Annotated in this window: 20 protein-coding genes and 1 tRNA gene; 6 read left to right on the top strand and 15 right to left on the bottom strand. The window is 71.3% G+C overall.

The genetic code is table 11. The features are described from left to right. Positions 1 to 105 precede the first annotated feature (105 nt). A tRNA-Arg gene (locus tag ACIQF6_RS10430) sits at positions 106 to 178 on the bottom strand. Positions 179 to 314: 136 nt separating this feature from the next. On the opposite strand from ACIQF6_RS10430, the gene ACIQF6_RS10425 reads away from it, so the two are divergent. Continuing rightward, positions 315 to 1,076: a polyprenol monophosphomannose synthase gene (locus ACIQF6_RS10425; RefSeq protein WP_400892643.1), complete on the top strand. Its 762-nt coding sequence runs from the start codon at positions 315 to 317 to the stop codon at positions 1,074 to 1,076. Between the two features lie 83 nt (positions 1,077 to 1,159). Here ACIQF6_RS10425 and ACIQF6_RS10420 read toward each other — a convergent pair whose 3' ends face one another. After that, a complete protein-coding gene (locus ACIQF6_RS10420) occupies positions 1,160 to 3,292 on the bottom strand; it encodes a hypothetical protein (protein WP_400892640.1) in 2,133 nt (710 codons plus the stop codon). A 302-nt stretch (positions 3,293 to 3,594) separates the two neighbouring features. On the opposite strand from ACIQF6_RS10420, the gene ACIQF6_RS10415 reads away from it, so the two are divergent. From ACIQF6_RS10415 to ACIQF6_RS10405, 3 genes are all read left to right on the top strand, one after another. Further along, positions 3,595 to 4,317 (top strand): GPP34 family phosphoprotein, encoded by a 723-nt coding sequence (locus ACIQF6_RS10415; protein ID WP_400892638.1) that lies wholly within the window; start codon positions 3,595 to 3,597, stop codon positions 4,315 to 4,317. Between the two features lie 347 nt (positions 4,318 to 4,664). Then, positions 4,665 to 5,522, top strand: a complete 858-nt coding sequence (locus ACIQF6_RS10410; protein WP_400893877.1) for a helix-turn-helix domain-containing protein — start codon at positions 4,665 to 4,667, stop codon at positions 5,520 to 5,522. After that, positions 5,519 to 5,725, top strand: coding sequence for a DUF397 domain-containing protein (locus ACIQF6_RS10405; protein ID WP_400892635.1), 207 nt, complete (start codon positions 5,519 to 5,521; stop codon positions 5,723 to 5,725). Before ACIQF6_RS10410 ends, ACIQF6_RS10405 begins: the two co-directional genes overlap by 4 nt. Before the next feature lie 91 nt (positions 5,726 to 5,816). On the opposite strand, the gene ACIQF6_RS10400 is transcribed toward ACIQF6_RS10405, so the two are convergent. Together ACIQF6_RS10400 and ACIQF6_RS10395 are read right to left on the bottom strand one after the other, a co-directional pair. Beyond that, the gene (locus ACIQF6_RS10400; protein WP_400892633.1) at positions 5,817 to 6,917 is read right to left on the bottom strand and encodes an ADP-ribosylglycohydrolase family protein; all 1,101 of its coding nucleotides are present in this window, start codon (positions 6,915 to 6,917) and stop codon (positions 5,817 to 5,819) included. Positions 6,918 to 7,035: 118 nt separating this feature from the next. Next, positions 7,036 to 9,624: a bifunctional FO biosynthesis protein CofGH gene (locus ACIQF6_RS10395; RefSeq protein ID WP_400892631.1), complete on the bottom strand. Its 2,589-nt coding sequence runs from the start codon at positions 9,622 to 9,624 to the stop codon at positions 7,036 to 7,038. Between the two features lie 265 nt (positions 9,625 to 9,889). Between ACIQF6_RS10395 and ACIQF6_RS10390 the strand changes: the two genes are divergently transcribed. Together ACIQF6_RS10390 and ACIQF6_RS10385 are read left to right on the top strand one after the other, a co-directional pair. Further along, the gene (locus ACIQF6_RS10390) at positions 9,890 to 11,011 is read left to right on the top strand and encodes an outer membrane lipoprotein carrier protein LolA (RefSeq protein WP_400892629.1); all 1,122 of its coding nucleotides are present in this window, start codon (positions 9,890 to 9,892) and stop codon (positions 11,009 to 11,011) included. A gap of 164 nt (positions 11,012 to 11,175) precedes the next feature. Continuing rightward, positions 11,176 to 11,667, top strand: coding sequence for a hypothetical protein (locus ACIQF6_RS10385; RefSeq protein ID WP_400892627.1), 492 nt, complete (start codon positions 11,176 to 11,178; stop codon positions 11,665 to 11,667). Positions 11,668 to 11,690: 23 nt separating this feature from the next. Here the strand turns inward: ACIQF6_RS10385 and rarD are convergent, their stop codons facing one another. The 11 genes from rarD to nuoI all read right to left on the bottom strand — a co-directional run bounded on the left by rarD (position 11,691) and on the right by nuoI (position 24,903). After that, positions 11,691 to 12,626, bottom strand: coding sequence for an EamA family transporter RarD (gene rarD / locus ACIQF6_RS10380; protein WP_400892625.1), 936 nt, complete (start codon positions 12,624 to 12,626; stop codon positions 11,691 to 11,693). Positions 12,627 to 12,774: 148 nt separating this feature from the next. Further along, complete coding sequence (locus ACIQF6_RS10375) at positions 12,775 to 13,812, bottom strand: 2-oxoacid:ferredoxin oxidoreductase subunit beta (protein WP_400892622.1); 1,038 nt, start codon at positions 13,810 to 13,812, stop codon at positions 12,775 to 12,777. Further along, positions 13,809 to 15,776: a 2-oxoacid:acceptor oxidoreductase subunit alpha gene (locus ACIQF6_RS10370; protein WP_400892619.1), complete on the bottom strand. Its 1,968-nt coding sequence runs from the start codon at positions 15,774 to 15,776 to the stop codon at positions 13,809 to 13,811. Before ACIQF6_RS10370 ends, ACIQF6_RS10375 begins: the two co-directional genes overlap by 4 nt. 141 nt (positions 15,777 to 15,917) lie before the next feature. Then, complete coding sequence (locus ACIQF6_RS10365; protein ID WP_400893875.1) at positions 15,918 to 16,577, bottom strand: LuxR C-terminal-related transcriptional regulator; 660 nt, start codon at positions 16,575 to 16,577, stop codon at positions 15,918 to 15,920. A gap of 255 nt (positions 16,578 to 16,832) precedes the next feature. Then, the gene (locus tag ACIQF6_RS10360; protein WP_400892617.1) at positions 16,833 to 17,846 is read right to left on the bottom strand and encodes a polyprenyl synthetase family protein; all 1,014 of its coding nucleotides are present in this window, start codon (positions 17,844 to 17,846) and stop codon (positions 16,833 to 16,835) included. A gap of 173 nt (positions 17,847 to 18,019) precedes the next feature. Next, a complete protein-coding gene (nuoN, locus tag ACIQF6_RS10355; RefSeq protein WP_400892614.1) occupies positions 18,020 to 19,657 on the bottom strand; it encodes an NADH-quinone oxidoreductase subunit NuoN in 1,638 nt (545 codons plus the stop codon). Then, positions 19,654 to 21,267 carry an NADH-quinone oxidoreductase subunit M gene (locus ACIQF6_RS10350; protein ID WP_400892611.1) on the bottom strand — a complete coding sequence of 538 codons (1,614 nt, stop codon included), beginning with the start codon at positions 21,265 to 21,267 and terminating at the stop codon, positions 19,654 to 19,656. Before ACIQF6_RS10350 ends, nuoN begins: the two co-directional genes overlap by 4 nt. Next, positions 21,267 to 23,162, bottom strand: coding sequence for an NADH-quinone oxidoreductase subunit L (gene nuoL / locus ACIQF6_RS10345; protein WP_400892608.1), 1,896 nt, complete (start codon positions 23,160 to 23,162; stop codon positions 21,267 to 21,269). The genes ACIQF6_RS10350 and nuoL overlap by 1 nt, the downstream gene beginning before the upstream one ends. Positions 23,163 to 23,177: 15 nt before the next feature. Beyond that, positions 23,178 to 23,477, bottom strand: coding sequence for an NADH-quinone oxidoreductase subunit NuoK (nuoK, locus tag ACIQF6_RS10340; RefSeq protein WP_043915678.1), 300 nt, complete (start codon positions 23,475 to 23,477; stop codon positions 23,178 to 23,180). Next, on the bottom strand, positions 23,474 to 24,325 hold the full coding sequence (locus ACIQF6_RS10335; RefSeq protein ID WP_400892606.1) for an NADH-quinone oxidoreductase subunit J: 852 nt from the start codon (positions 24,323 to 24,325) through the stop codon (positions 23,474 to 23,476). Before ACIQF6_RS10335 ends, nuoK begins: the two co-directional genes overlap by 4 nt. Continuing rightward, the gene (gene nuoI / locus ACIQF6_RS10330; RefSeq protein ID WP_400892604.1) at positions 24,322 to 24,903 is read right to left on the bottom strand and encodes an NADH-quinone oxidoreductase subunit NuoI; all 582 of its coding nucleotides are present in this window, start codon (positions 24,901 to 24,903) and stop codon (positions 24,322 to 24,324) included. Before nuoI ends, ACIQF6_RS10335 begins: the two co-directional genes overlap by 4 nt. Positions 24,904 to 24,908: the final 5 nt, after the last annotated feature.

Below are 24,908 nucleotides of genomic sequence, written 5' to 3'. Positions count from 1 at the left end.
CAATCGACAGCACTCCCGAACGACAGAACCACCACGCTTCGCACCGAAACGCCGCAGGCCCTCCGTCCCGATCGGACGGAGGGCCTGCGACCTGCGGTTCCGCTGTGCCCCAGACAGGAATCGAACCTGCGACACCGGCTTTAGGAGAGCCGTGCTCTATCCCCTGAGCTACTGAGGCGAACCACCCGACAGCCTAGCGGATCGGTCCCGCCCAGTGGCCGCCGTAACGGGCGCGGGACGGGTACGGTGCGTGGCCTTACGGTGGATTTGTTCGTTCTTGCGGCAGATCCAACCTCTCCGAAAGGCACTGGCCCGTGACTTCCTCCCCTCAGACTCCGTTCGACGGCCTCGGCAGGATCCTGGTGATCATTCCGACTTACAACGAGGCGGAGAACGTCGAACGGATCGTCTCCCGGGTCCGTGCCGCGGTTCCGGAGGCCCATGTGCTGGTCGCCGACGACAACAGCCCGGACGGGACGGGCAAGCTGGCGGACGGTCTGGCGGCGGACGACGAGCAGGTCAAGGTGCTGCACCGGAAGGGCAAGGAGGGCCTCGGCGCGGCCTATCTGGCCGGGTTCCGGTGGGGCATCGAGAACGGGTACGACGTGCTGGTGGAGATGGACGCGGACGGCTCGCACCAGCCGGAGGAGCTGCCGCGGTTGCTCACCGCGCTGCGCAGTGCCGACCTGGTGCTGGGCTCGCGCTGGGTGCCGGGCGGCGCCGTGGTGAACTGGCCGAAGTCGCGGCTGCTGCTGTCCAAGGGCGGCTCGACGTACTCGCGGCTGATGCTGAACGTCCCGATCCGCGACGTCACCGGCGGCTACCGGGCGTTCCGGAAGGAGACCCTGCTGGGCCTCGGCATGGACCAGGTGGCCTCGCAGGGGTACTGCTTCCAGGTCGACCTGGCCTGGCGGGCCGTCAAGGCCGGTTTCAAGGTGGCCGAAGTCCCGATCACCTTCGTGGAGCGCGAGCACGGCGCGTCCAAGATGAGCCGCAGCATCGTGGCGGAGGCCCTCTGGCGGGTCACCGCCTGGGGCGTCTCCGACCGGGCGTCCCGATTCACCCGAAAGCGCTGAACCCGCCCACGAAAAAACCTCCGCGGGCGGGTGACAACGAGTGTCACCCGCCCGCGGAGGCCTGTCCGGACCAGGCTGCTGCCTCAGCCGAGGCGCAGCAGGCGGGCGCCGATGGACGGCGGGGCCAAGTCCGACTGGAGAGTCACCGGGATCTCGATCCGGTCGTCGCCGTCGCCCGCCGACAGCGTGCCGACCTGGGTGCCGGCCGGCAGGGTGTGGGCGATCTTGCCGATCGGGGTGAGGGTCAGGTGCGCGGTGATGCCGTTCCAGCCCGCGACGGTGAGCTCCTTGGCGGCCACCACCGGCACCTTGCCGCCGACGCCGTCGCTGACGTAGCCGACCACGTCGCCCTGCTTGGCCAGGGTCTGCCCGACCAGCACGGTCTGCGCGGCCACGTTGATCTTCTGGCTGACCGGCTGGGCCGCGTTCACCAGGCTCGGCTCCTCCTTGGTGGCCGGCTGGCCCAGCGTGACACCGAGCAGGGTCCGCTTGACGCCGCCGATCTCCTTCACCGCCGCCCACATGAAGCAGGACTGCGCGGGGGTCGACGAACCGGTCTTGCCGCCGATCATGCCGTTCTTCCCGAGCACCTTGTTGGTGTTGTAGACCCGCTGGCCGTTGAACTTGGTGTCGGGCTCGGCGATGACCTGCCGGAAGATCTCGTCCTTCATCACCTGCTCGGCCAGCTTCAGCTGGTCCTTGGCGGTCGACTTGGTGTCGTTGTTGTACCCGGCCGGGTCGGCGTAGACGGTGTTGGTCATGCCGAACTGCTTGGCGGTGTCGTTCATCTTCTTGACGAACGCCTCCTCGCTGCCGGCATCCCACCGCGCCAGCAGCCGGGCCACGTTGTTCGCGGACGGCAGCATCAGCATCTCCAGCGCCTCGTACTGGCTGAGCTGCTGGCCCTCCGTCAGGGCGACCTTCGACTCGTCGGCGTTCGACGACTCCTGCGCGGCCTGCTTGTCGACCGTGAGCATCGGGCCGGTCTGGCCCTTCTTCAGCGGGTGCGCCTGCAGGATCAGGTACGCGTTCATCACCTTGGTGACGGACGCGATCGGCACCGGCGTCTCCTCGCCGGACCCGCCGAGGTCACCCACCCCGACCACCTCGGCCGCGGCCTGCCCCTTGGCGGGCCACGGGATGTTCAGCTGCTCGCCCTGGAACGTGAACGAGTCGGCCAGCCCGAGCTTCGTCTTCGGCGAGGGCAGCGGACGCAGCAGCTGCACGGCCGCCAGCACCCCGAACACCACGGCCAGGAAGACGCCCCAGACCACCACCCGCTTCATCGCCCGCCGCAACGGGGTCATCGGCCGCGCGCTCAGCGCCTTCAGGACCTCCAGCGCCTCGACAGTGTTCTCCGGCCCGGCCGGCGGCGCGGACGCCACGGACGCGGGCGCGGCCTTCGGGGCGGGCGCGACGGGCGCCGGCGCGGCCTTCGGGGCCGGGGCCGGGGCCGGAGCCGGAGCCGGCTTGGGTGCGGTCCCGCCCTTGGGCAGCCGCAGCGTCATGGTCGGCTCGGCCGCAGCGGGAACGGACTTCTCCTCCGCCTTACCCATGCGAAGCGTCATGGTCGGCTCGGCCGCCGCAGGAACGGACTCCTCGTCCGACTCCTCCGCCTTCCCGATGCGAAGCGTCATGGTCGGCTCGGCAACAGCAGGGACGGACTCCTCCTCGGCCTCCGACTCCTCCAGTTCCTCCGCCACCTCGGGCTTCGCCGCAGCCTCCGGCCCGGCAGGAGCGGACTCCTCCGTCTCCGCCACCTGCCCGATCCGCAACGTCATCGTCGGCTCGGCAACAGCGGGAACGGACTCCTCGTCCGACTCCTCCACCTTGCCCATACGCAGCGTCATGGTCGGCTCGGCAACAGCAGGGACGGACTCCTCCTCGGCCTCCGACTCCTCCGACTCCTCCGCCACCTCGGGCTTCGCCGCAGCCTCCGGCCCGGCAGGAGCGGACTCCTCCTCGGAAGCGGCCTCCGCCGTCCCCTCCTCTTCCCCGTCCTCCTTCTCCTCTTCTTCCTCCGGCTTGGCGGACGTGAGCGCCGCGCCTGCCTCCGGAAGGTCGAGGTCGAGGTCGGGCTCGGATTCGGGCTCGGGCGAGGTCGCGGGTTCCTCGGCGTCCCGGACGCGGAGGTGCACGGTGGAGCCGCCCTCGCGAGGATCCTCGGCCGGCCGCGTCCTGCCGTCGCGCGGCTTGCTCTGCGGGGACTCGCCCACGTAACCCACTCCTCCTCGTCCGCCCCGGCGGTCGCCGGTCCGATCACACAAGCTGGTTTTTTTCCGGTGGGTTCTCGACCCGCCCGGGTACCTGTACAGTCTCCGGCACCGTGGCCGCGATGGCCCGCCGCACCCCGCCCCACCGGCGGCTTTTCCTGCTCGCGCGGGCCGTCCCCGGATCAGACGCGGGGGCGTCGGACGGCGGTTCCAGCCTGCCTGGGCAAGGTCACGATTCGGAGGCGTACTCGACAAGCCTGTGTGAGAGGCGTCACCCTGTCATTCATCCACGCGGGGAGGCTTGGATGGGCAGGAGCCGCAGAACTATTCCCGAGGAGCTGTTGCTGCTCGCACTGGACCCGGCCACGGGTACCACCGCGCAGCCGCAGACCCTCGACCTCGGACTTGCCGGGGCGCAGCTCGTCGAGCTGTCCCTGGCCGGAAGGATAGTCCCGGACGGGGACCGGATCGCCGTGGTGGTGCCACGGCCGACCGGTGACCCGACGTTGGACCATGCGCTGGAGCTGTTGCGCAGGCGCGGCAGTCCGGTGCGCGCCGCGCACTGGATCGGTGGGCCGCGCCTGGGCCTGAGGCAGACGTACCTGGCGCACCTGGAGCGGTGCGGCATGGTGACGGCCGTGCCGGGTCAGGTGTGCGGCGTGCTGCCGACGACCCGTTATCAGGCGTCGGACGACTGCACCAACGCGGCGATCAAGCAGCGCCTGGACACCGCGATCCGCACCGGTGTGCCGCCGGACCCGCGGACGGCGGCGCTGGCGGCGCTGGCGCATGCGGTGGGTCTGGGCAAGCACCTGTACCCGGGCAACGAGGGGCGGTCCTCGCGTTCCCGGCTCCGGGACCTGATCAGGTACGACCCGCTGGGCGGGATGGTGGCCCACGCGGTGATGGACGTGCAGAACGGTCTGCCGTCCCAGCAGGGCAGGTCGGCGCCCGCGGGTTCGCGCGGTCCGGCCGGTCGGCCCGCACCCGCAGGGCGGGGTGTGGCCAGCCGGGTGGGCGCGCGATGAGCGGTCCACGCCGCCGGGGCCTTGGGTAGGGCCCCGCGTTCGATGCGGTGAAGGGCGGCCGGCCCGGTGCGATGCACCGGGCGGCCGCCCTTCACCGTTGGCGCTCTCGCCCGGGAGGGGTCTGCGACGTGCCGTCAGGGGCCTTGGGACGCACGGGACGTCCATTAGCGCGTGGGGCGGGTGGTCCGCAAGAGCCACCGTCCCCATTGGGTGATTTTCCGACGATCTGTTCTAACGCGCTGCCGCGATTCCCGGGCGTGGACGGCAGTTGAAGTGGCATGCTGCTCAGCGTCAGGGGGTTGGTACCAATTACCGCACTGTTGCCAGAAGTAGGGCCGGAGGTCGATGTGTCCGCCAGCGTGAATCCGACGGTGCGCCGCCGCAGGCTCGGTGCCGAACTCCGGCGCTTGCGTGAACTCCGTGGGATGACCGCGGAGGAGGTGGCCGGCCGTCTGATGGTCTCCCAGTCGAAGATCAGCCGGCTGGAGAACGGCCGCCGCTCGATCAGCCAGCGCGATGTCCGCGACCTGTGCGACGTCTACCAGGTCGACGACGAGCGGGTCCGCAACGGGCTGATGGAGATGGCCAAGGAGTCGCGCCAGCGCGGCTGGTGGCACGAGTTCGGGGACATCCCGTACAGCGTGTACATCGGGCTGGAGGCGGAGGCCTCGTCGATCCGGGCCTACGAGTCCTCGTTCGTGCCCGGGCTGCTGCAGACCCCGGAGTACGCGGAGGCGGTGGTGACCGGCACCCAGCCGGACACCGATCCGGTGGCGATCCGCCGCCGGGTGGAGGTGCGCCTCAAGCGCCAGCACCGGATACACGGCGAGGACCAGATCGGCAGCCTGTGGGTGGTGGTGGACGAGGCGGTGCTTCGCCGACAGGTCGGCGGGCCGCAGGTGATGGCGGCGCAGCTGTACCAACTGGTCGAGCTCGGCGAGCGGCCGAACATCAATCTGCAGGTCATACCGTTCAAGCACGGTGCCCACCCCGGCATGACCGGGACATTCTCCCTGATGGAGTTCCCCGAGTCAGCGGATTCCACGGTCGTCTACTTCGAAGGAGTGACGAGCGATCTCTACCTCGAGAAGGAAGCCGACGTACGCCGCTATACCAATCTGTACGACCATCTGCGAGCCGCGGCGCTGAGTGTCACGGAAAGCCGGTCGATGATCACCCAATTGGCAGAGGAGTTCACGAAATGAGCAAGGCCATCGAGACCCTGACCTGGCGCAAGAGCAGCTACAGCGGCGGCAACGGCGCGTGCGTCGAGATCGCTGTCCCGTCTTCTGCCTCGATCGCGGTCCGGGACTCCAAGGACCCGCAGGGCCCGCAGCTGCGCTTCTCCAGCGCGAGCTGGGCGGCTTTCGCAGCGGCTGCCGGTGCGGGCGCCTTCGGCGAGATCTGATCCACGGCTCCCTGCTGCACACCCCGGTGCCCGTCGCCTCCCCGCGGCGGGCACCGCCGCACCGACGCCCGTCCCGCCGGGCGAGGGGGCGTCACACGCCCGTCGGGTAGCGGGTGTTCCAGGCCTCGGTGCCGTGCAGGGCGGGGCCGTGCAGCAGTTCCAGCACCAGGTCGTCGGCCAGCTCCAGGATCGTGCCGCGGCCTTCGAGTTCGGCCAGCAGTTCGGGCGGCAGCGAGGTCTCGCCGTGCAGGGCGCCCAGCAGGTTGCCGCATATGGAGCCGGTGGAGTCGCTGTCGCCGGAGTGGTTGACGGCCAGCAGCAGGCCGCTGCGGACGTCCTCGGCGACCAGCGCGCAGTACAGGCCGATGGCGAGCGCCTCCTCGGCGGTCCAGCCCTCGCCGAGCTCCTCGACCCGTTCGGCGGACGGCACGCCGGCCCGGACGGCGTCCAGCGCGGCGCGCAGCGCGGCGGTGGTCTCCTCGTGGCCGGGGCGCTCGGACAGCAGCGCCAGCGCGAGGTGGACGCCCTCCTCCAGGGTGCCGCCGCGGGCCACCGCGTGGACGATCACCGCGAACGCCCCGGCGGACAGGTAGCCGGTGGGGTGCCCGTGGGTCAGCACCGAGCATTCGACGGCGAGTTGGAACACCAGGGTCGGTTCCCAGGCGGTGAGCAGTCCGAACGGGGCGGCGCGCATCACGGTGCCGCAGCCCTTGGAGGCCGGGTTGCGCGGCTCGTCGACGGTGGGCAGCGGGCCCTCGCCGGTGCCGCCCAGGCCGGACAGGCAGGCGTTGCCGGGGGCGCGGCGCTGGTACAGCCATTCCTCGCGGCCCAGCCAGCCGAGGTCCTGGCGGCGCTCGTCGGGGCCCCAGTCCTGCTGGGTGGCGTACCAGCGCAGGTAGGCGCGGTGCACGTCGGACGGCGGGTGCCAGGTGCCGCTGTCGCGGCCGATGTGGGAGCGGATCAGGCCGTCGACGGTGAACAGGCTCATCTGGGTGTCGTCGGTGACCGCGCCGCGCCGCCCGTAGGCGGGGAGGTATCCGGTGACACCGGCCTCGCCGTGGGCGGCGCGGATCTGCTCCAGCTGTTCGAACTCGATGCCGGCGCCGAGGGCGTCGCCGATCGCACCGCCGAGCAGACAGCCCCGCACCCGGCTGCGGAAGTCCTGCTGCTGGGCGCGTGACCACAGGGGCATCACGGGTGAGGGCCTTTCGGTCGGTGGCATCGGACAGCAGACGCACTGTATTCGAAGGCCCGCCCGGACCCGCCGGACTCCACCGAACATCCATCCGCCGGTCGCCGGGCGGCCGCCGTCAGCCGAGCACGGGGAGCAGCCGGGGCAGGTGCCCGTCCGAGGCGAGGGCGGCGGCGCGGCGTTCGGCGGGCACCGGGCCGTAGTCGGTGGTGCGCTGCCGGGCGGGGCGGCCGACCGCCGTGGCGATCGCCTCCAGGTCGCGGACCGACTTGTAGGAGCCCCAGGAGGAGCCGGCCATCCGGGAGATGGTCTCCTCCATCAGGGTGCCGCCGAGGTCGTTGGCGCCGCTGCGGAGCATCTCGGCGGCGCCCTCCGCGCCGAGCTTCACCCAGCTGGTCTGGATGTTGGGGATGTGCGGGTGCAGCAGCAGCCGGGCCATCGCGGTGACCGCCCGGTTGTCGCGCGCGGTCGGGCCGGGCCGGGCGATGCCCGCCAGGTAGACCGGCGCGTTGGTGTGCACGAACGGCAGCGTGACGAACTCGGTGAAGCCGCCGGTGCGCTGCTGGATCCCGGCGAGCAGCCGCAGGTGGCCGAGCCAGTGCTTGGGGGTGTCGACGTGCCCGTACATCATGGTGGACGAGGAGCGCAGGCCCACCTCGTGGGCGGCGGTGACCACCTCCACCCAGGTCGCGGCGGGCAGCTTGCCCTTGGTGAGGATCCAGCGCACCTCGTCGTCGAGGATCTCCGCGGCGGTGCCGGGGATGGAGTCCAGGCCGGCCTCCTTCGCCGCGGTCAGCCAGTCGCGGATCGACAGCCCGGTGCGGGTGGCGCCGTTGACCACCTCCATCGGCGAGAACGCGTGCACGTGGATGCCCGGCACCCGCTGCTTCACGGCCCGGGCGATGTCGAAGTAGGCGGTTCCCGGCAGGTCCGGGTGGATGCCGCCCTGCATGCACACCTCGGTCGCGCCGACCTGCCAGGCCTGCTCGGCCCGTTCGGCGACCTGGTCCAGCGACAGGGTGTAGGCGTCGGCGTCGGTGCGGCGCTGCGCGAACGCGCAGAAGCGGCAGCCGGTGTAGCAGACGTTGGTGAAGTTGATGTTCCGGGTGACGCAGTACGTCACCTCGTCGCCGACGGTGTCGCGGCGCAGGTCGTCGGCGATCCGGGTGAGCGCGTCCAGCGCGTCGCCGTCGGCCTGGAACAGGGCGAGGGCCTGGTCGTCCGTCAGCTTCGTCGGGTCGTCGGCGGCGGTGGACAGCGCGGCCCGCAGGTCGGCGGGCAGGCGGGTCGGGGTGGGGACAGCGGCCTGTTCGCGCAGGGTGTCCCAGTCGCCGTACACGTCGTCGAAGTCGGAGCGGCGGTCGCCGGTGCGGCCCTCGGTGTCGACGGTGCGGAACAGGTCGGTGCGGCCGCCGCCGGTCATCGGCTCGTCGGGTTCCTGCCAGGGCAGGCCGACGGGGTTGCGGCCCTCGACGGCCAGGCCGGTGGCGGGGTCGGCGAGCGCCCGGACGTGCGGCAGCAGGCGGGGGTCGAGCCACGGCTCGCCGCGCTTCAGGTACTCGGGGTAGATGGTCAACCGCTCGCGCAGGGTGAACCCGGCCTCGGCGGTCCGTTCGGCCAGCTCCTCGATGTGCGGCCAGGGGCGCTCCGGGTTGACGTGGTCCGGGGTCAGCGGCGAGACGCCGCCCCAGTCGTCGATGCCGGCCCGGATCAGCAGCGCGAACTCGGCGTCCACCAGGTTCGGCGGGGCCTGGATCCGGGCGGCCGGGCCGAGCACCAGCCGGGCCACCGCCACCGCCGCGGCCAGTTCGGACAGTTCGGCGTCCGGCATGGCCCGCATCGCGGTGTCCGGCTTGGCCCGGAAGTTCTGCACGATCACCTCCTGCACGCCCTGGTAGGCGCGGGCCACCTTGCGGATCGCGAGCAGCGACTCGGCCCGCTCCTCGAAGGTCTCGCCGATGCCGATCAGCACACCGGTGGTGAACGGCACGGCGCTGCGGCCGGCGTCCTCCAGCACCCGCAGCCGGACCGCCGGCTCCTTGTCCGGGGAGCCGTGGTGCGGGCCGCCGGGCTCCGACCAGAGGCGGGTGGCGGTGGTCTCCAGCATCATGCCCATCGACGGGGCGACCGGCTTGAGCCGCTGGAAGTCCGTCCAGGACAGCACGCCCGGGTTCAGGTGCGGCAGCAGCCCGGTCTCCTCCAGCACCCGCACCGCCATCGCCCGGACGTACGCCAGGGTGTCGTCGTAGCCGTGCGCGTCGAGCCACTCGCGGGCCTCCGGCCAGCGGTCCTCGGGGCGGTCGCCGAGCGTGAACAGGGCCTCCTTGCAGCCCAGTTCGGCGCCCCGGCGGGCGATCTCCAGCACCTCGTCCGGGGACAGGTACAGGCCGTGGCCGTCCTTGCGGAGCTTGCCGGGCACGGTGACGAAGGTGCAGTAGTGGCAGCGGTCCCGGCACAGCCTGGTCAGCGGGATGAACACCTTGCGCGAGTACGTGACGACACCCGGGCGGCCCGCCTGCTCCAGCCCGGCGTCGCGCACCCGGGCCGCCGCCTCGCACAGCTGCTCCAGGTCCGCGCCGCGCGCCTGGAGCAGCACCGCCGCCTCCGCCACGTCCAGCGCCACGCCGTCGCGCGCTCTGCGCAGCGCGCGTCGCATCGCGGTCGGGGTGGGGGACGAGGCGACGGGGGCCGGAGGCTGATGACTCATGGGGCCGACCCTACGCGCCGTACGCCTGTGGGACTACACAACCCTGACGGAGCCTCAGGGTCGCAATGCTCCGGATACAACGCGAGACGTACCGCGATCTGCTGCCGTCGGGCGACGCCCCGAACGAGCGTCCGGGGTTTCAATGGACACTGACAGCAGACGGGCTCGGAAGGGGGCCGCAGTGGACCAGAACTCCACCGCAGTACAGGACTTGACGGCAACTCGGGCCGGTCGGCGGCGCCCCGCCGTCCGTTACGGTGTGCCGGTGGCGATCGCCGCCGTCGTCGCCACCGGCATCGGCCTGGTGCCCGCACTGGCCAGCGACGAGTCTCCGAACCTGCCCGCCATCAGCGCCCAGGACCTGGTCGCCAAGGCCCTCTCGGCCGACACCGACACCTTCAGCGGCACCGTCCGGGTCAACGCCGACCTGGGCCTGCCCACCGCGCTGACCGAGGCCGCCACCGGCTCCGGCGCGCTCGGCGACCTCGCCCGCAGCGCCGGCGCGCACACCGGCAGCGCCGACCCGCAGCAGAAGGCCGTCGAACTGCTCGGCGGCTCGCACACCCTGTCGGTCGCCTCCGACGGCCCGGACCGCCAGAAGGTCACGCTGTCCGGCGAGAAGTCCGGCTACGAGCTGGTCCACAACGGCGACCAGGTGTGGGCGTACGACCGCGGCTCCCAGCAGGCCCTGCACCTGACCGGCGCGGGCGCCGACGGCCACCGCCCGGACGGCAAGGCGGGCATCGGCTCCGTCACCCCGCAGGACATCGCCAAGCAGCTGCTGGAGCACTCCGCCGGAACCACCTCGGTGACGGTCGACGGCACCGAGCGGGTCGCCGGGCACGCCGCGTACAAGCTCAGCGTCAAGCCCAAGCAGGCGGGCTCCACCGTCGCGGAGATCCGGGTCTCGATCGACGCGGAGAAGGGCCTGCCGCTGGCCGTGCAGCTCCGCACGGTCGACGGCGCGACCGCGTTCGACGTGCGCTTCGGCACGCTGTCCTACGCCAAGCCGGACGCCAAGACCTTCCAGTTCGGCGTCCCCAAGGGCGCCAAGGTGGTCGAGCGCGCCGCCGGCGACCACGCCGCCGACCCGATGCCGTCGATCCCGGGCCTGCCCTCGCTGCCGAGCGGCGGTAAGGCCGACGGGGCGGGCAAGGCCGACGGGGCCAAGGCGGGCGTCATCGGCGAGGGCTGGACGGCCGTCGCCCGCGCGGACGCGGGCGCGGAGGCCGCGAAGGGCGTCGCCAAGTTCGCCGGCCGTCAGGTCAAGGGCGGCACCCTGGTGTCCACCCGCGTCGTGAACGCCCTGATCACCAACGACGGCAAGGTCTACGTGGGCGCCGTCACCCCGGAGACCCTGGAGCAGGCCGCGGCCGCCGGGAAGTGACGTTCCGCCGAACGGGCCCGGCCCGCCGACTCGTCGGCGGGCCGGGCCCGTTCGTCCGCGCCGTGGGTGGAACCGTAGCCGGAACCGCCGTCCACCGGGCAGAATCCGACGTCCGGGCGGGCGTTCGCCCACCCCTTCGGCACATGACGGACACGAGGCAGGAAATGGCTGGAAAGTATTGGCCGGTGTTCGCCGCACTGCTCGGCGCGGCCGCACTGGCGGTCGCCCTCGCGCCGTCGTCGATGACGATGACCTTGCTGGCGGTGCCGGCGGTCGTCGCGGGCGGCTTCGCCGGCGCGGCCAGGAGGCGGGGCCCACGCGGTCTGGAGCCGCCGATCGCGGTGTTCGCCACCGCCGAGCTGACCGCCCTGGCCAGCGGCGCCCCGGACATCCGGACCGCCACCGGAGCACCGCTCGCGCTCCGGCCGGAGGAGACCTTCCCGGTGCTCCGCCGCAAGGCCTCGGCCGAGCGGGCCGACTGCGTGGTCCTGGGCACGACCGAGACCGGCGAGCGCGTCTGCTTCACGATCCGGATCCTGGCCGAGCAGTTCGAACGCGCCGAGCGGATCACCGACCCCGAGACGCACCGGACCCTCGCCAAAGCGTTCTTCGACGCGCGCGTCGTGATCGGCCCCGAACTGACGACTCCGAAGTGAACCCCGGCGGCGCCGCCGCCCCGTCAGCGGGCGACCGTCTCCGCCGGCACCGGCGCGGCGACCTGCCGCCGGTCCGCCCGGACCCGGCGCAGGGCGTCCACGCTCAGCAGCACCAGCGCCACCCACACCAGGCCGAAGCCCACCCAGCGGGCCGGCGACATCGACTCGTGGAAGACCGTCACGCCGATCAGGAACTGGAACACCGGCGCCAGGTACTGCAGCAGGCCCAGCGTGGTCAGCGGCACCCGCAGCGCCGCCGCGCCGAAGCACATCAGCGGCACCGCCGTGATCACCCCGCTGACCATCAGCAGCGCGGTGTGCCCCCAGCCGTAGTGGCCGAGGCTGCCCTCGCCGCGCACCCCCAGGTACACCAGGAAGCCGAGCGCGAACGGGAACATCACCGCGCTCTCCACCGCCAGGCTCTCCGGCCCGCCCAGCGCGACCTTCTTCTTCAGCAGCCCGTACGTGGCGAACGAGAACGCCAGCGTCAGCGCGATCCACGGCAGCCGCCCGTACGCCACCGACAGCACCGCGACCGCGGCCACGCCGACCCCGACCGCCGCCCACTGCGCGGTGCGCAGCCGCTCGCGCAGCACCAGCACGCCGAAGGCGATCGTCACCAGCGGATTGATGAAGTACCCGAGACTGGTCTCCACCACGTGCCCGGCGTTCACGGCCCAGATGTACACGCCCCAGTTCACCGAGACGGTGACCGCCGCCAGCGCGAGCAGCGCGAGCCTGCGCGGCTGGCGCAGCAGCGGGCGTATCCACCCCCAGCGGCGGCGTATCAGCAGCATCGCGGCCACCGCCACCAGCGACCACACCATCCGGTTCGCCAGGATGTCCGCCGCCCCGGCCGGCTCCAGCAGCGGCCAGAACAGGGGGAACAGGCCCCACATCCCGTACGCCGCGAAGCCGTTCCACAGCCCGACCCTGGCCTCTCGCGCACTCTCCGCCATGGCCTGCCCTTCACCCGCGCACGAAACGTCCTACGAAAGGTAGCGGCACGCGGGTGAAGGTGTCATCCCCATAATGAGCTGTCACTCCTGACAAGGGGAGGAAGGGCAGGGGCCCGAGGGCCAGCTGCCCACCGACGTCACCGGCCCCCTACTCCGTCACCGTCCACGTGCTCGAACCGGCCAGCAGACCGGCCAGCTCCCCCCGCCCCTTCTGCTCCTCCGCCAACGCCAACTGGTCCGCCATCTGCGTGTCGTAGACGTCCCGCTGCACGTCCCGCAGCACCCCGATCGGCGTGTGGTGCAGCAGGTCCGCCTCGGCGAGCCGGGTGAGCGCGAACGCCGTCGTCGGGCTGCTCGCGTGCGCGTCGTGGACGACGGCCTCGCCCTCGCTGCGCGGCGCGATCCGCAGCTCGCCGTCCGCACCCCGCACCACGTGCCGGTCCGCGCCGACCAGGATCGGCTGCCCGTGCTCCAGCCGGATCAGCGCCTCGTCCCGGGTGCCGGGCTCCTTCAGGAGCTCGAACGCGCCGTCGTTGAAGATGTTGCAGTTCTGGTAGATCTCCACCAGCGCGGTGCCCTCGTGCTGCGCCGCGGCCCGCAGCACCGACTGGAGGTGCTGCCGGTCGGAGTCGATGGTCCGGGCGACGAAGCTCGCCTCCGCGCCGATCGCCAGCGACAGCGGGTTGAAGGGGGCGTCCAGCGAACCCATCGGCGTGGACTTGGTGATCTTGCCGACCTCGCTGGTCGGCGAGTACTGGCCCTTCGTCAGGCCGTAGATCCGGTTGTTGAACAGCAGGATCTTCAGATTGACGTTCCGGCGCAGCGCGTGGATCAGGTGGTTGCCGCCGATCGACAGCGCGTCGCCGTCGCCCGTCACCACCCAGACCGACAGGTCGGGGCGGGACGCGGCCAGGCCGGTGGCGATCGCCGGGGCGCGGCCGTGGATCGAGTGCATGCCGTAGGTGTTCATGTAGTACGGGAAGCGCGAGGAGCAGCCGATGCCGGAGACGAAGACGGTGTTCTCCCGGCGGATGCCGAGCTCCGGCATGAAGGACTGGACGGCGGCCAGGATCGCGTAGTCGCCGCAGCCTGGGCACCAGCGCACTTCCTGGTCGGTCTTGAAGTCCTTCGCGGACTGCGGGCCGTCGGCCTTCGGGACGAGCCGCAGCGCGGGGAAGTCGGTCATCGGGTCGCCTCCGCGTCGAGCGTGCCGATCGCCGCGTGCAGCACGTCGGCGAGTTGGGCGGCCTTGAACGGCAGGCCGCGCACCTGGTTGTAGGACTGGGCGTCGACGAGGTACTTCGCGCGCAGCAGCAGGGCGAGCTGCCCGAGGTTCATCTCGGGGACGATCACCCGCTCGTAGCGGCGCAGCACCGTGCCGAGGTTGGCCGGGAAGGGGTTGAGGTGGCGCAGGTGGGCCTGGGCGACCTGGCCGCCGTCCGCCCGGACCCGGCGCACCGCGGCGGTGATCGGGCCGTAGGTGGAGCCCCAGCCGAGCACCAGGACGCGGGCCTCGCCGCTGGGGTCGTCGACCTCGATGTCCGGCACCTCGATGCCGTCGATCTTGGCCTGCCGGGTGCGGACCATGAAGTCGTGGTTGGCCGGGTCGTAGGAGATGTTGCCGGTGCCGTCCTGCTTCTCGATGCCGCCGATCCGGTGCTCGAGGCCGGGAGTGCCGGGGACGGCCCAGGGGCGGGCGAGGGTGTGCGGGTCGCGCTGGTAGGGGCGGAAGGAGCCGTCGGGGCCGTTCGGCTCGGTGGCGAACTCCACGCGCAGGTCCGGGAGTTCGTCGACGTCCGGGATCTTCCACGGTTCGGAGCCGTTGGCCAGGTAGCCGTCCGAGAGCAGGAACACCGGGGTGCGGTAGCCGAGCGCGATCCGGGCGGCGTCGAGCGCGGCGTCGAAGCACTCGGCGGGCGTCGCGGGGGCCACGATCGGCACCGGGGCCTCGCCGTTGCGGCCGAACATCGCCTGCAGCAGGTCGGCCTGCTCGGTCTTGGTCGGCAGGCCGGTGGACGGGCCGCCGCGCTGGATGTCGACCACCAGCAGCGGCAGTTCCAGCGACACCGCCAGGCCGATGGTCTCCGACTTCAGCGCCACGCCCGGGCCGGAGGTGGTGGTCACGCCCAGCGCGCCGCCGAACGCCGCACCGAGCGCCGCGCCGATGCCGGCGATCTCGTCCTCGGCCTGGAACGTCCGGACGCCGAAGTTCTTGTGCTTCGACAGCTCGTGCAGGATGTCCGACGCCGGGGTGATCGGGTACGAGCCGAGGAACACCGGCAGCCCGGACCGCTCCCCCGCCGCGACCAGGCCGTACGACAGCGCCAGGTTCCCGGAGATGTTGCGGTACGTGCCGGCCGGCAGCTTGGCCGGCGGCACCTCGTAGGAGACCGCGAAGTCCTCGGTGGTCTCGCCGAAGTTCCAGCCCGCCCGGAACGCCGTCACGTTCGCCTCCGCGATCAGCGGCTTCTTCGCGAACTTCTGGCGCAGGAACAGCTCGGTGCCGTGGGTGGGCCGGTGGTACATCCACGACAGCAGGCCGAGCGCGAACATGTTCTTCGCCCGCTCGGCGTCCTTGCGGGCCAGCCCGCTGTCCTTCAGCGCCTCCAGGGTCAGCGTGGTCAGCGGCACCGGGTGCAGCCGGAACGACTCCAGCGAGCCGTCCGACAGCGGGTCCTTGTCGTACCCGACCTTCGCCAGCGCCCGCTTGGTGAACTCGTCCGTGTTGACGATGATCTCGGCGCCGGCCGGCAGGTCCGGCAGGTTCGCCTTCAGCGCCGCCGGGTTCATCGCCACCAGCACGTCGGGGGCGTCGCCGGGCGTCAGGATGTCGTGGTCGGCGAAGTGCAACTGGAAGCTGGACACACCCGGCAGGGTGCCTGCGGGGGCCCGGATCTCCGCCGGGAAGTTCGGCAGGGTCGACAGGTCGTTGCCGAACGCCGCCGTCTCCGAGGTGAAACGGTCACCGGTGAGCTGCATGCCGTCGCCGGAGTCCCCGGCGAACCGGATGATCACCCGGTCCAACCGTCGGATCGGCTTTGCCGTCCGCCCGGACCCGTCCTGCGGACCCGAACGGGGCGAGGCCGGACCCGTCCGGCTCTCGCCGCCCGGGCCGTCCACTGCCTCTGACTGATCGACCTGACTGGTCACTGCCGCGGACCTCCTCGAGGAGCGCCAGCAGCGGGCGTGAGCCGTGTGCCCCGTCCGCCTGGCGCACCAAGGGAATCCTAAACAGGTGGAGCACAACCGGAAGGGAACTCGCGAAGACCGAAATCGCGGGTCCCCGGCCGGTCACGACTCCAAATACGCCAGTACTGCGAGAACGCGCCGGTGATCCTGCTGGCTCTGCCCCAAACCCAATTTTTGGAAGATGTTCGACACATGCTTCTCGACAGCACCGTCCGACACCACCAGTTGCTTGGCTATCGCGGCATTGGTCCGGCCCTCCGCCATCAGCCCCAGCACCTCGCGCTCACGGGGCGTCAGATTCGCCAGCGTGTCCACCTGCCGGCTGCGGCTCAGCAGCTGCTGCACCACCTCCGGGTCCAGCGCCGTCCCGCCCTGCGCGACCCGGGTCACCGCGTCCGCGAACTCCCGGACCTCCGCGACCCGGTCCTTCAGCAGGTAGCCCACCCCGCGGGTCGAACCCGCCAGCAGCTCACCCGCGTACTGCTCCTCCACGTGCTGCGACAGCACCAGCACGCCCAGCTGCGGATACCGCTTGCGCAACTCCACGCACGCCCGCACCCCCTCGTCGGTGTGCGTCGGCGGCATCCGCACATCCGCCACCACCACGTCCGGCAGCGCGCCCTCCCCGTGCAGCCCGTCCACCGCCCGCAGCAGCGCCTCCCCGTCACCGACCCCCGCCACGACCTCCATCCCCCGGTCCGTCAGCAACCGCGTCAGCCCCTCCCGGAGCAGCACGGAATCCTCGGCGATCACCACACGCAACATGGGACGACCCTATCGGGCGCGAAAACCTTGCGGGCACGAAAACAGGGGCGCGGGGAGAGCTGCGCGAGAGCAGGTGGGCGCGAAAACAAGGGCGCGGGGAACTGCGCGACAAGCGCAAGTCAGGTCCGCAAGGTCGCGAACACGTGCAAGTCATTGCCCTGCGTCGCGATCTTTCCGACGGGTGCGTTCCCCTTCGCGCAGTTCCCCGCGCCCCTGGTTGCGCACCCTCTCGTGCCCACCCGCCCGCGTGTCTCACATGGTGCGGATGGCCACCGTGTCGCACAGCTCCTGCAGCGCCGCCTTGGCCGGGCACTCCGGCAGCGCGTCCAGCAGCGCCCGTGCCTCCTCGGCGTAGCGCAGCGTCTCGCGGCGGGCCCGCTCCAGCGCCGGGTGCCGGCGCAGCAGGCGCAGCGCCTCCGCGTGGGCGGCGTCGTCGGACGCCAGATCGGTGTCGAGGAGTTCGCGCAGCCGGGCGTCCTCGGGGTCGGCCGGGTCGACGGGCATCTGACGCAGCAGCAGGACCGGCAGCGTGGGGACGCCCTCGCGCAGGTCGGTGCCGGGGGTCTTGCCGGACTCGTGGCCGTCGCTGGCGATGTCGAGGACGTCGTCGGCCAGCTGGAACGCGGTGCCGATCCGCTCGCCGTACTGGGTGAGCAGGTCGACGATCCACGGCTCGGCGCCGGCCATCATCGCGCCGAAGCGGCAGGAGACGGCGATCAGCGAGCCGGTCTTGCCGGACAGGACGTCCAGGTAGTGGTGCAGCGGGTCGTCCTCGGCGCGGGGCCCGACGGTCTCCAGGATCTGGCCGGTGACCAGTCGCTCGAACGCGTCGGCCTGGACCTTGACGGCTTCGGGGCCGAGGCCGGAGAGCACCTGGGAGGCGCGGGAGAACAGGAAGTCGCCGGTGAGGATGGCGACCGAGTTGTCCCAGCGGCTGTTGGCGCTGGGCGCGCCGCGCCGCACGGGGGCCTCGTCCATGACGTCGTCGTGGTACAGCGTCGCGAGGTGGGTCAGTTCGACCACCACCGCGGACGGCACCACCCCGGGCGCGCCGGGGTCGCCGAACTGGGCGGCGAGCATCACCAGCAGCGGCCTGAACCGCTTCCCCCCGGCCTCGATGAGGTGGCTGGCGGTCACCGTGATGAAGGGCACGTCGCACTTGACGGCCTCGATCAGGGCGGCCTCCACGGCCTCCATCCCGGCCTGGACGTCACGGGTCAGATCGCGGTCCTGCACGCTCAGCCCGAAGGGCCCCACGACGGTCACGCTGACCACTCCTGTCCCTGGTCGATCCAGCGGGCCGGTCCCTCAGCGCCGCCGATGCACATACAAGGCAGCGTATCCGGTCCCGAGTGGATCACTGCACGGGCATGGTCCTTCCTCCCCTGGTGGCGGGAGGTGGGCCCGGTACGGACCGACCTCCCGCCGGCCGGGAGCGGTCAGCGGACGAAGACCGAGGCCTTGGTGGCCAGGTCGAGGAAGTACTGCGGGAGCAGTCCCAGGCCCAGGGTCACCAGGACGCCGAAGGCGATGGTGGTGGCGGTGAGGGTGCTGGGGACGGCGACGGCGGGGCCGGACGGCTGGGGGTCGGAGAAGAACATCAGGACGATGACGCGGATGTAGAAGAAGGCGGCGATCGCGGAGGACAGCACACCGACGATCACCAGCGGGGTGGCGCCGCCGGCGGCCGCGGCCTGGAAGACCGCGAACTTGCCGGTGAAGCCGGAGGTGAGCGGGATGCCGGCGAAGGCCAGCAGGAAGAGCGCGAAGACCGCGGCGAGCAGGGGGGAGCGGCGGCCGAGGCCGGCCCAGTTGGAGAGGTGGGTGGCCTCGCCCTTGGAGTCGCGGACCAGGGTGACCACGGCGAACGCGCCGAGGGTGACGAAGGAGTAGGCGAGCAGGTAGAAGAGGACGGCGGCGACGCCGCGCCGGTCGGTGGCGATCAGGCCGGTGAGGATGAAGCCGGCGTGCGCGACCGAGGAGTAGGCGAGGAGCCGCTTCACGTCCTGCTGGGTGACGGCGAGGATCGAGCCGACCACCATGGTGAGGATCGCGACGCCCCACATGACGGGCCGCCAGTCCCAGCGGACGCCGGGGAAGGCGACGTAGAAGAGCCGCAGCAGGGCGCCGAACGCGGCGGTCTTGGTGGCGGCGGCCATGAACCCGCTGACGGGGGTGGGCGCGCCCTGGTAGACGTCCGGGGTCCAGGAGTGGAACGGCACCGCGCCGACCTTGAACAGCAGGCCGACGGCGAGCATGGCCAGGCCGATCAGCAGCAGCGCGTCGTTCTGCGTGGTGACGGCGAGCGCCGGGGTGACGGGGGCGGTGCCGGCGACCACGTCGGCGATGTCGCCGAGCCGGAGGCTGCCCGCGTAGCCGTACACCAGGGCGGTGCCGAACAGGAAGAACGCGGAGGCGAACGCGCCAAGCAGGAAGTACTTGACGGCGGCCTCCTGCGACAGCAGGCGGCGGCGCCGGGCGATCGCGCACATCAGGTACAGCGGCAGGGAGAGCACTTCGAGCGCCACGAACATGGTGAGCAGGTCGTTGGAGGCGGGGAAGAGCAGCATGCCGCCGACCGCGAACAGGGTGAGCGGGTAGATCTCGGTGGTCCGCAGGCCCTCGCGGGTGGCTTCGCGTTCCTGCTCACCGCCGGGGACGGCCGCCGCCTGGGCGGCGAAGGCGTCGATCCGGTGGCCGTTGATGCGCGGCTCCAGCCGGCCCTCGGCGTAGGTGAGGACGGCGAGGACGGCGGTCAGCAGGATGACGCCCTGCAGGAACAGCGCGGGCCCGTCGATGGCGACCGAGCCCATCGCCAGCAGGCCGGCCCTGGTGGTGGCGTGGCCCTGGGCGGCGAGGACGATCACGGCGACGAAGCCGCCGACCAGGCCGACCAGCGAGATGCCGAGCTGGGTGGAGGCGCGCAGCCGGCGCGGCAGGAACGCCTCGGCCAGGATGCCGATCAGCGCGGCGCCGAACACCACGAGCATCGGCGAGAGTTGGCCGTACTCGATGTGCGGGGCCGGGATGCTCGGACTGTTGCCGCCGGCGGCCGCCAGCGCGTGGGTGGAGATCACTTCTGCTCACCTCCGTTGGTGGCGGCGACCGGGTGGGCGGGCGCGGGGTCGGTCCGGTGGACCTGGCTGAGGGTGTCGTTCACGGCCGGGTTCACCATCCGGGTGAGCGTCTGGGGGTAGACGCCGAGCAGCAGGGTGAGCGCCACCAGCGGGGCGACCACCGCGAGTTCACGGGCCTTCAGGTCGGGCATGCCGGTGACGGACTCCTTCACCGGGCCGGTCATGGTGCGCTGGTACAGCATCAGCGCGTACAGCGCGGCCAGCACGATGCCGAAGGTGGCGATGACGCCGATCACCGGGTAGCGGGTGAACGTGCCGACCAGGACCAGGAATTCGCTGACGAACGGGGCCAGGCCGGGCAGCGACAGGGTGGCCAGGCCGCCGATCAGGAAGGTGCCGGCCAGGACGGGGGCGACCTTCTGCACGCCGCCGTAGTCGGCGATCAGGCGGGAGCCGCGGCGGGAGATCAGGAAGCCCGCCACCAGCATCCACGCGGCGGTGGAGATGCCGTGGTTGACCATGTAGAGGGTGGCGCCGGACTGGCCCTGGCTGGTCATCGCGAAGATGCCCATGATGATGAACCCGAAGTGCGAGATGGACGCGTAGGCGACCAGCCGCTTGATGTCCTTCTGGCCGATGGCGACCAGCGCGCCGTAGACGATGCCGATCAGCGACAGCACCAGGATCGCCGGGGCGAAGGTCTTCGAGGCGTCCGGGAACAGGCCGAGGCAGAACCGGAGCATCGCGAAGGTGCCGACCTTGTCGACGACCGCCGTGATCAGTACGGCCGTTCCGGCGGTGGACTCCCCCATCGCGTTGGGCAGCCAGGTGTGCAGCGGCCACAGCGGGGCCTTCACCGCGAAGGCGAAGAAGAAGCCGAGGAACAGCGCGCGCTGCGCGGTCGGGTCGATCACCAGCTTGCCGGAGTGGATCGCGTCGGTCAGCGCGGGCAGGCCGAACGTCGCCTGTCCCTGGTCGGCGGCCACCACGTACAGGCCGATCACGGCGGCCAGCATGACCAGTCCGCCGAGCAGGTTGTACAGCAGGAACTTGACGGCCGCGTAGGAGCGTTGGCGGGCCGAGTCGGGTCCGCCGGCCCGGTCGCCGAAGCCGCCGATCAGGAAGTACATCGGGATCAGCATGGCTTCGAAGAACACGTAGAACACGAACACGTCGGTGGCCAGGAAGGACACCAGCACCATCGCCTCGACGGCGAGGATCAGGGCGAAGAAGCCCTGGGTGCGGCGCTTGGACTCGAACGAGCCCTCGGGCGCGGCCGGGTCGGCGTCGTGCCAGCCGGCCAGCATCACCAGCGGCACCAGCACGGCGGTGAGCAGTGCCAGCACGGTGCCGATGCCGTCCGCGCCGAGCGAGAAGCTGATCCCGAAGGACCGGATCCAGCTGTAGGACTCGGTCAACTGGTAGCGGGGGCCGCCCGGTTCGAAGGACGCGGCGACCGCGGCGGCCAGTCCCAGGGTGGCGGCCGAGACCGCGAGTGCGACGTACTTGGTGGTGCGCCGCCGGGCCTCGCTGGTGCCGGCCGGGAGGGCGGCGGTGACCACCGCTCCGACGGCCGGGACGGCACAGGTGGCGGAGAGGAGGTAGCTCATCAGACCGACCTCATCAGGAGAGTGGAGGCGACCAGCACCAGCGTGCCGCCGAACATGGAGAGCGCGTACGTCCGGACGTATCCGGTCTGGATCCGGCGCAGGCGGCCGGACAGTCCGCCGATGGCGGCGGCCAGGCCGTTGACGACGCCGTCCAGGCCCCTGCTGTCGAACCAGACCAGGGTGGCGGCGAGCGCGGAGCCGGGCCGGACCAGGACGGCGTGGTTGAAGTCGTCCTGGAGCAGGTCGCGGCGGGCGGCGCGGGTGACCAGCGAGCCGATCGGCGCCTTCACCGGGACGGGGCCCCGGCCGTACATCCGGTAGGCCAGGCCGACGCCGGCCAGCATGCAGACGGTGGCGAGGGTGCTGACCACGTACGAGTTGAACGGCGGGTGGCCCTCCTCGTGGCCGGTGACCGGCTCCAGGAAGTGCAGGAAGGAGCTGCCGAGGGTGAACAGCCCGCCCGCGAACACCGAGCCGAAGGCCAGCACGATCATCGGGATGGTCATGGTCTTCGGGGACTCGTGCGGGTGCGGCAGGTGGCCCTCGGCGTCCGGCTGCCAGCGCTGCTCGCCGAAGAAGGTGAGCAGCACCACCCGGGTCATGTAGAACGCGGTGATCGCGGCGCCGGTCAGCGCGCACAGGCCGATGATCCAGCCCTCCGCGCCGCCCTTGGCGAACGCCGCGTCGATGATCTTGTCCTTCGACCAGAAGCCGGACAGCAGCGGGAAGCCGATGAGCGCGCCGGTGCCGAGCAGGAAGGTCCAGAAGGTGACCGGCATGTGCTTGCGCAGCCCGCCGTAGTGCCGCATGTTCACCTCGTCGTTCATGCCGTGCATGACCGACCCGGCGCCGAGGAACAGCCCGGCCTTGAAGAAGCCGTGGGTGACCAGGTGCATGATCGCGAAGGCGTAGCCGATCGGGCCGAGGCCGGCCGCCATGATCATGTAGCCGATCTGCGACATGGTCGAGCCGGCCAGCGCCTTCTTGATGTCGTCCTTGGCGCAACCGACGATCGCACCGAAGATCAGCGTCACCGCACCGACCACCACGACGGCGGTCTGCGCGTCGGGCGCCAGGTTGAAGATCGCCGAGGAGCGGGTGATCAGGTAGACGCCGGCGGTGACCATGGTGGCCGCGTGGATCAGCGCGGAGACCGGGGTCGGGCCCTCCATCGCGTCGCCCAGCCAGGACTGCAGCGGGACCTGCGCGGACTTGCCGCAGGCGGCCAGCAGCAGCATCAGCGCGATCGCGGTGAGCTTGCCCTCGCTCGCGTCGCCCGCCGCGGAGAACACCGGCCGGAAGGCGAACGAGCCGAACTCGGCGAACATCAGCATGATCGCGATCGACAGGCCCATGTCGCCGACCCGGTTGACGATGAACGCCTTCTTGGCGGCCGTCGCGGCGCTCGGCTTGTGCTGCCAGAACCCGATCAGCAGGTAGGACGCCAGTCCGACGCCCTCCCAACCGACGTACAGCAGCAGGTAGTTGTCGGCCAGCACCAGGATCAGCATGGCGGCCAGGAACAGGTTCAAGTAGGCGAAGAACCGGCGGCGGCGCTCGTCGTGCGCCATGTAGCCGACCGAGTAGAGGTGGATCAGCGAGCCGACGCCGGTGATCAACAGCACGAAGACAATGGACAGTTGGTCGAGTTGAAAGGAGATGTCGGCCTGGAAGCCGTCCACCGGGATCCAGGTGTAGAGCCGCTCGATCACGGCGCGGTGCGCGGTGTCACGGCCGAGCATGTCGGCGAACAGGGCGAGGCCGAAGGCGAAGGACAGCGCCGCGAGGGCGGTCGCGATCCAGTGCCCGAACCGGTCCAGGGCCCGTCCGCCGAGCAGCAGCAGGGCAGCGCCGGCCAGCGGCGCCGCGACCAGCAGCGGAATGAGAGAGTTCACTGAAGGGCCCTCCGCCTACAGCTTCATCAGGTTGCTGTCGTCGACCGAAGCGGAGTGCCTGGTCCGGAAGATGGAGACGATGATGGCGAGGCCGACCACGACCTCGGCCGCCGCGACCACCATGGTGAAGAACGCGAGGATCTGGCCGTCCAGGTTGCCGTGCAGCCGGGAGAACGTGACCAGCGCCAGGTTCGAGGCGTTCAGCATCAGCTCCACGCACATGAACAGCACGATCGCGTTGCGGCGGATCAGCACGCCCGAGGCGCCGATGGTGAACAGCAGCGCGGCGAGGTACAGGTAGTTGACCGGGTTCACTCCGCCTCCTCCTTGGTCGGGGTCGGCACGGTCTCCAGCGCCTGGCGGGGCCCGGTCACCTTCGGACGGGCGGAGGGCGGACGGCCGAGCCAGTCGGCGGTGCTCTCCTCCAGTTCGGCCATCCGCTGCAGCATCTCCTGGCTGACGTCGCGGATCTGGCCGCGCTCGCGCAGGGTGCTCATCACCGAGTCCTCGGCGACGGTGCCGTCCGGCAGCAGGCCCGGGATGTCCACCGCGTTGTGCCGGGCGTACACGCCGGGGGCGGGCAGCGGCGGCACCTGGATGTTGTCCTTGACGCGCTGGGCGGCCAGTTGACGCTGCGTCATCCGCTCGTGGACCTTCTCGCGGTGGGTCAGCACCATCGCGCCGATCGCCGCGGTGATCAGCAGTGCGCCGGTCACCTCGAACGCCCACACGTACTTGGTGAAGATCAGCTTGGCCAGGCCCTGCACGTTGCCCTCGGCGTTCGCCTCGGACAGGCCGGTGAAGTGCGACAGCTTCGCGTTCGCCAGGCCGGCGATCAGCAGCACGCCGAAGCCCAGGCCGCAGAGCACGGCGGCGATCCGCTGCCCCTTCAGCTGCTCCTTCAGCGAGTCCGCCGAGGAGACGCCGACCAGCATCACCACGAACAGGAACAGCATCATGATCGCGCCGGTGTAGACCACGATCTGCACCACGCCGAGGAACACCGCGCCCTGCGCCAGGTAGCAGACCGCCAGCGACAGCATGGTGGCGGCCAGGCAGAGCGCCGAGTGCACCGCCTTCTTCATCAGCAGCATGCCGAGCGCCCCGCCGACCGCGATCACGGCCAGCACCCAGAACTGCACGGCCTCGCCGGTGGAGGTCATGACTGCGCCTCCTTGTCGCGCGCGTGCTTCTCCTGCTGCACGGTGCCCGGCGCGGCGCCGGTGATCTCGCCCCGGTAGTAGGCGCCCTCGTCGGCGCCCGGGAAGTACGCGTGCGGCGAGTCGACCATGCCCTCGGTCAGCCCGACCAGCAGCTGCTCCTTGGTGAAGATCAGGTCCTGCCGGCTGTCGTCGGCCAGCTCGTACTCGTTGGTCATGGTGAGCGCCCGGGTCGGGCAGGCCTCGATGCACAGCCCGCACAGGATGCAGCGGGCGTAGTTGATCTGGTAGACCGCGCCGTAGCGCTCGCCCGGCGAGTACCGCTCGTCGTCGTGGTTGTCGGCGCCCTCGACGTAGATCGCGTCGGCCGGACAGGCCCAGGCGCACAGCTCGCAGCCGACGCACTTCTCCAGCCCGTCCGGGTGCCGGTTCAGCTGGTGGCGGCCGTGGAAGCGCGGAGCGGTGGGCTTCTTGTACTCCGGGTACTGCTCGGTGAGCCGCTTCTTGAACATGGCCTTGAAGGTCACGCCGAAGCCGGCGGCCGGCCCGAGGACCGACTTCTCCGAAGATTCGTCAGACATGGCGG

It is taken from the genome of Kitasatospora sp. NPDC092948 (assembly GCF_044754805.1).
GTDB lineage: Bacteria > Actinomycetota > Actinomycetes > Streptomycetales > Streptomycetaceae > Kitasatospora.
The sequence above is the reverse complement of the archived record's forward strand: the minus strand, read 5'-3'. Positions and strand labels throughout refer to the sequence as shown.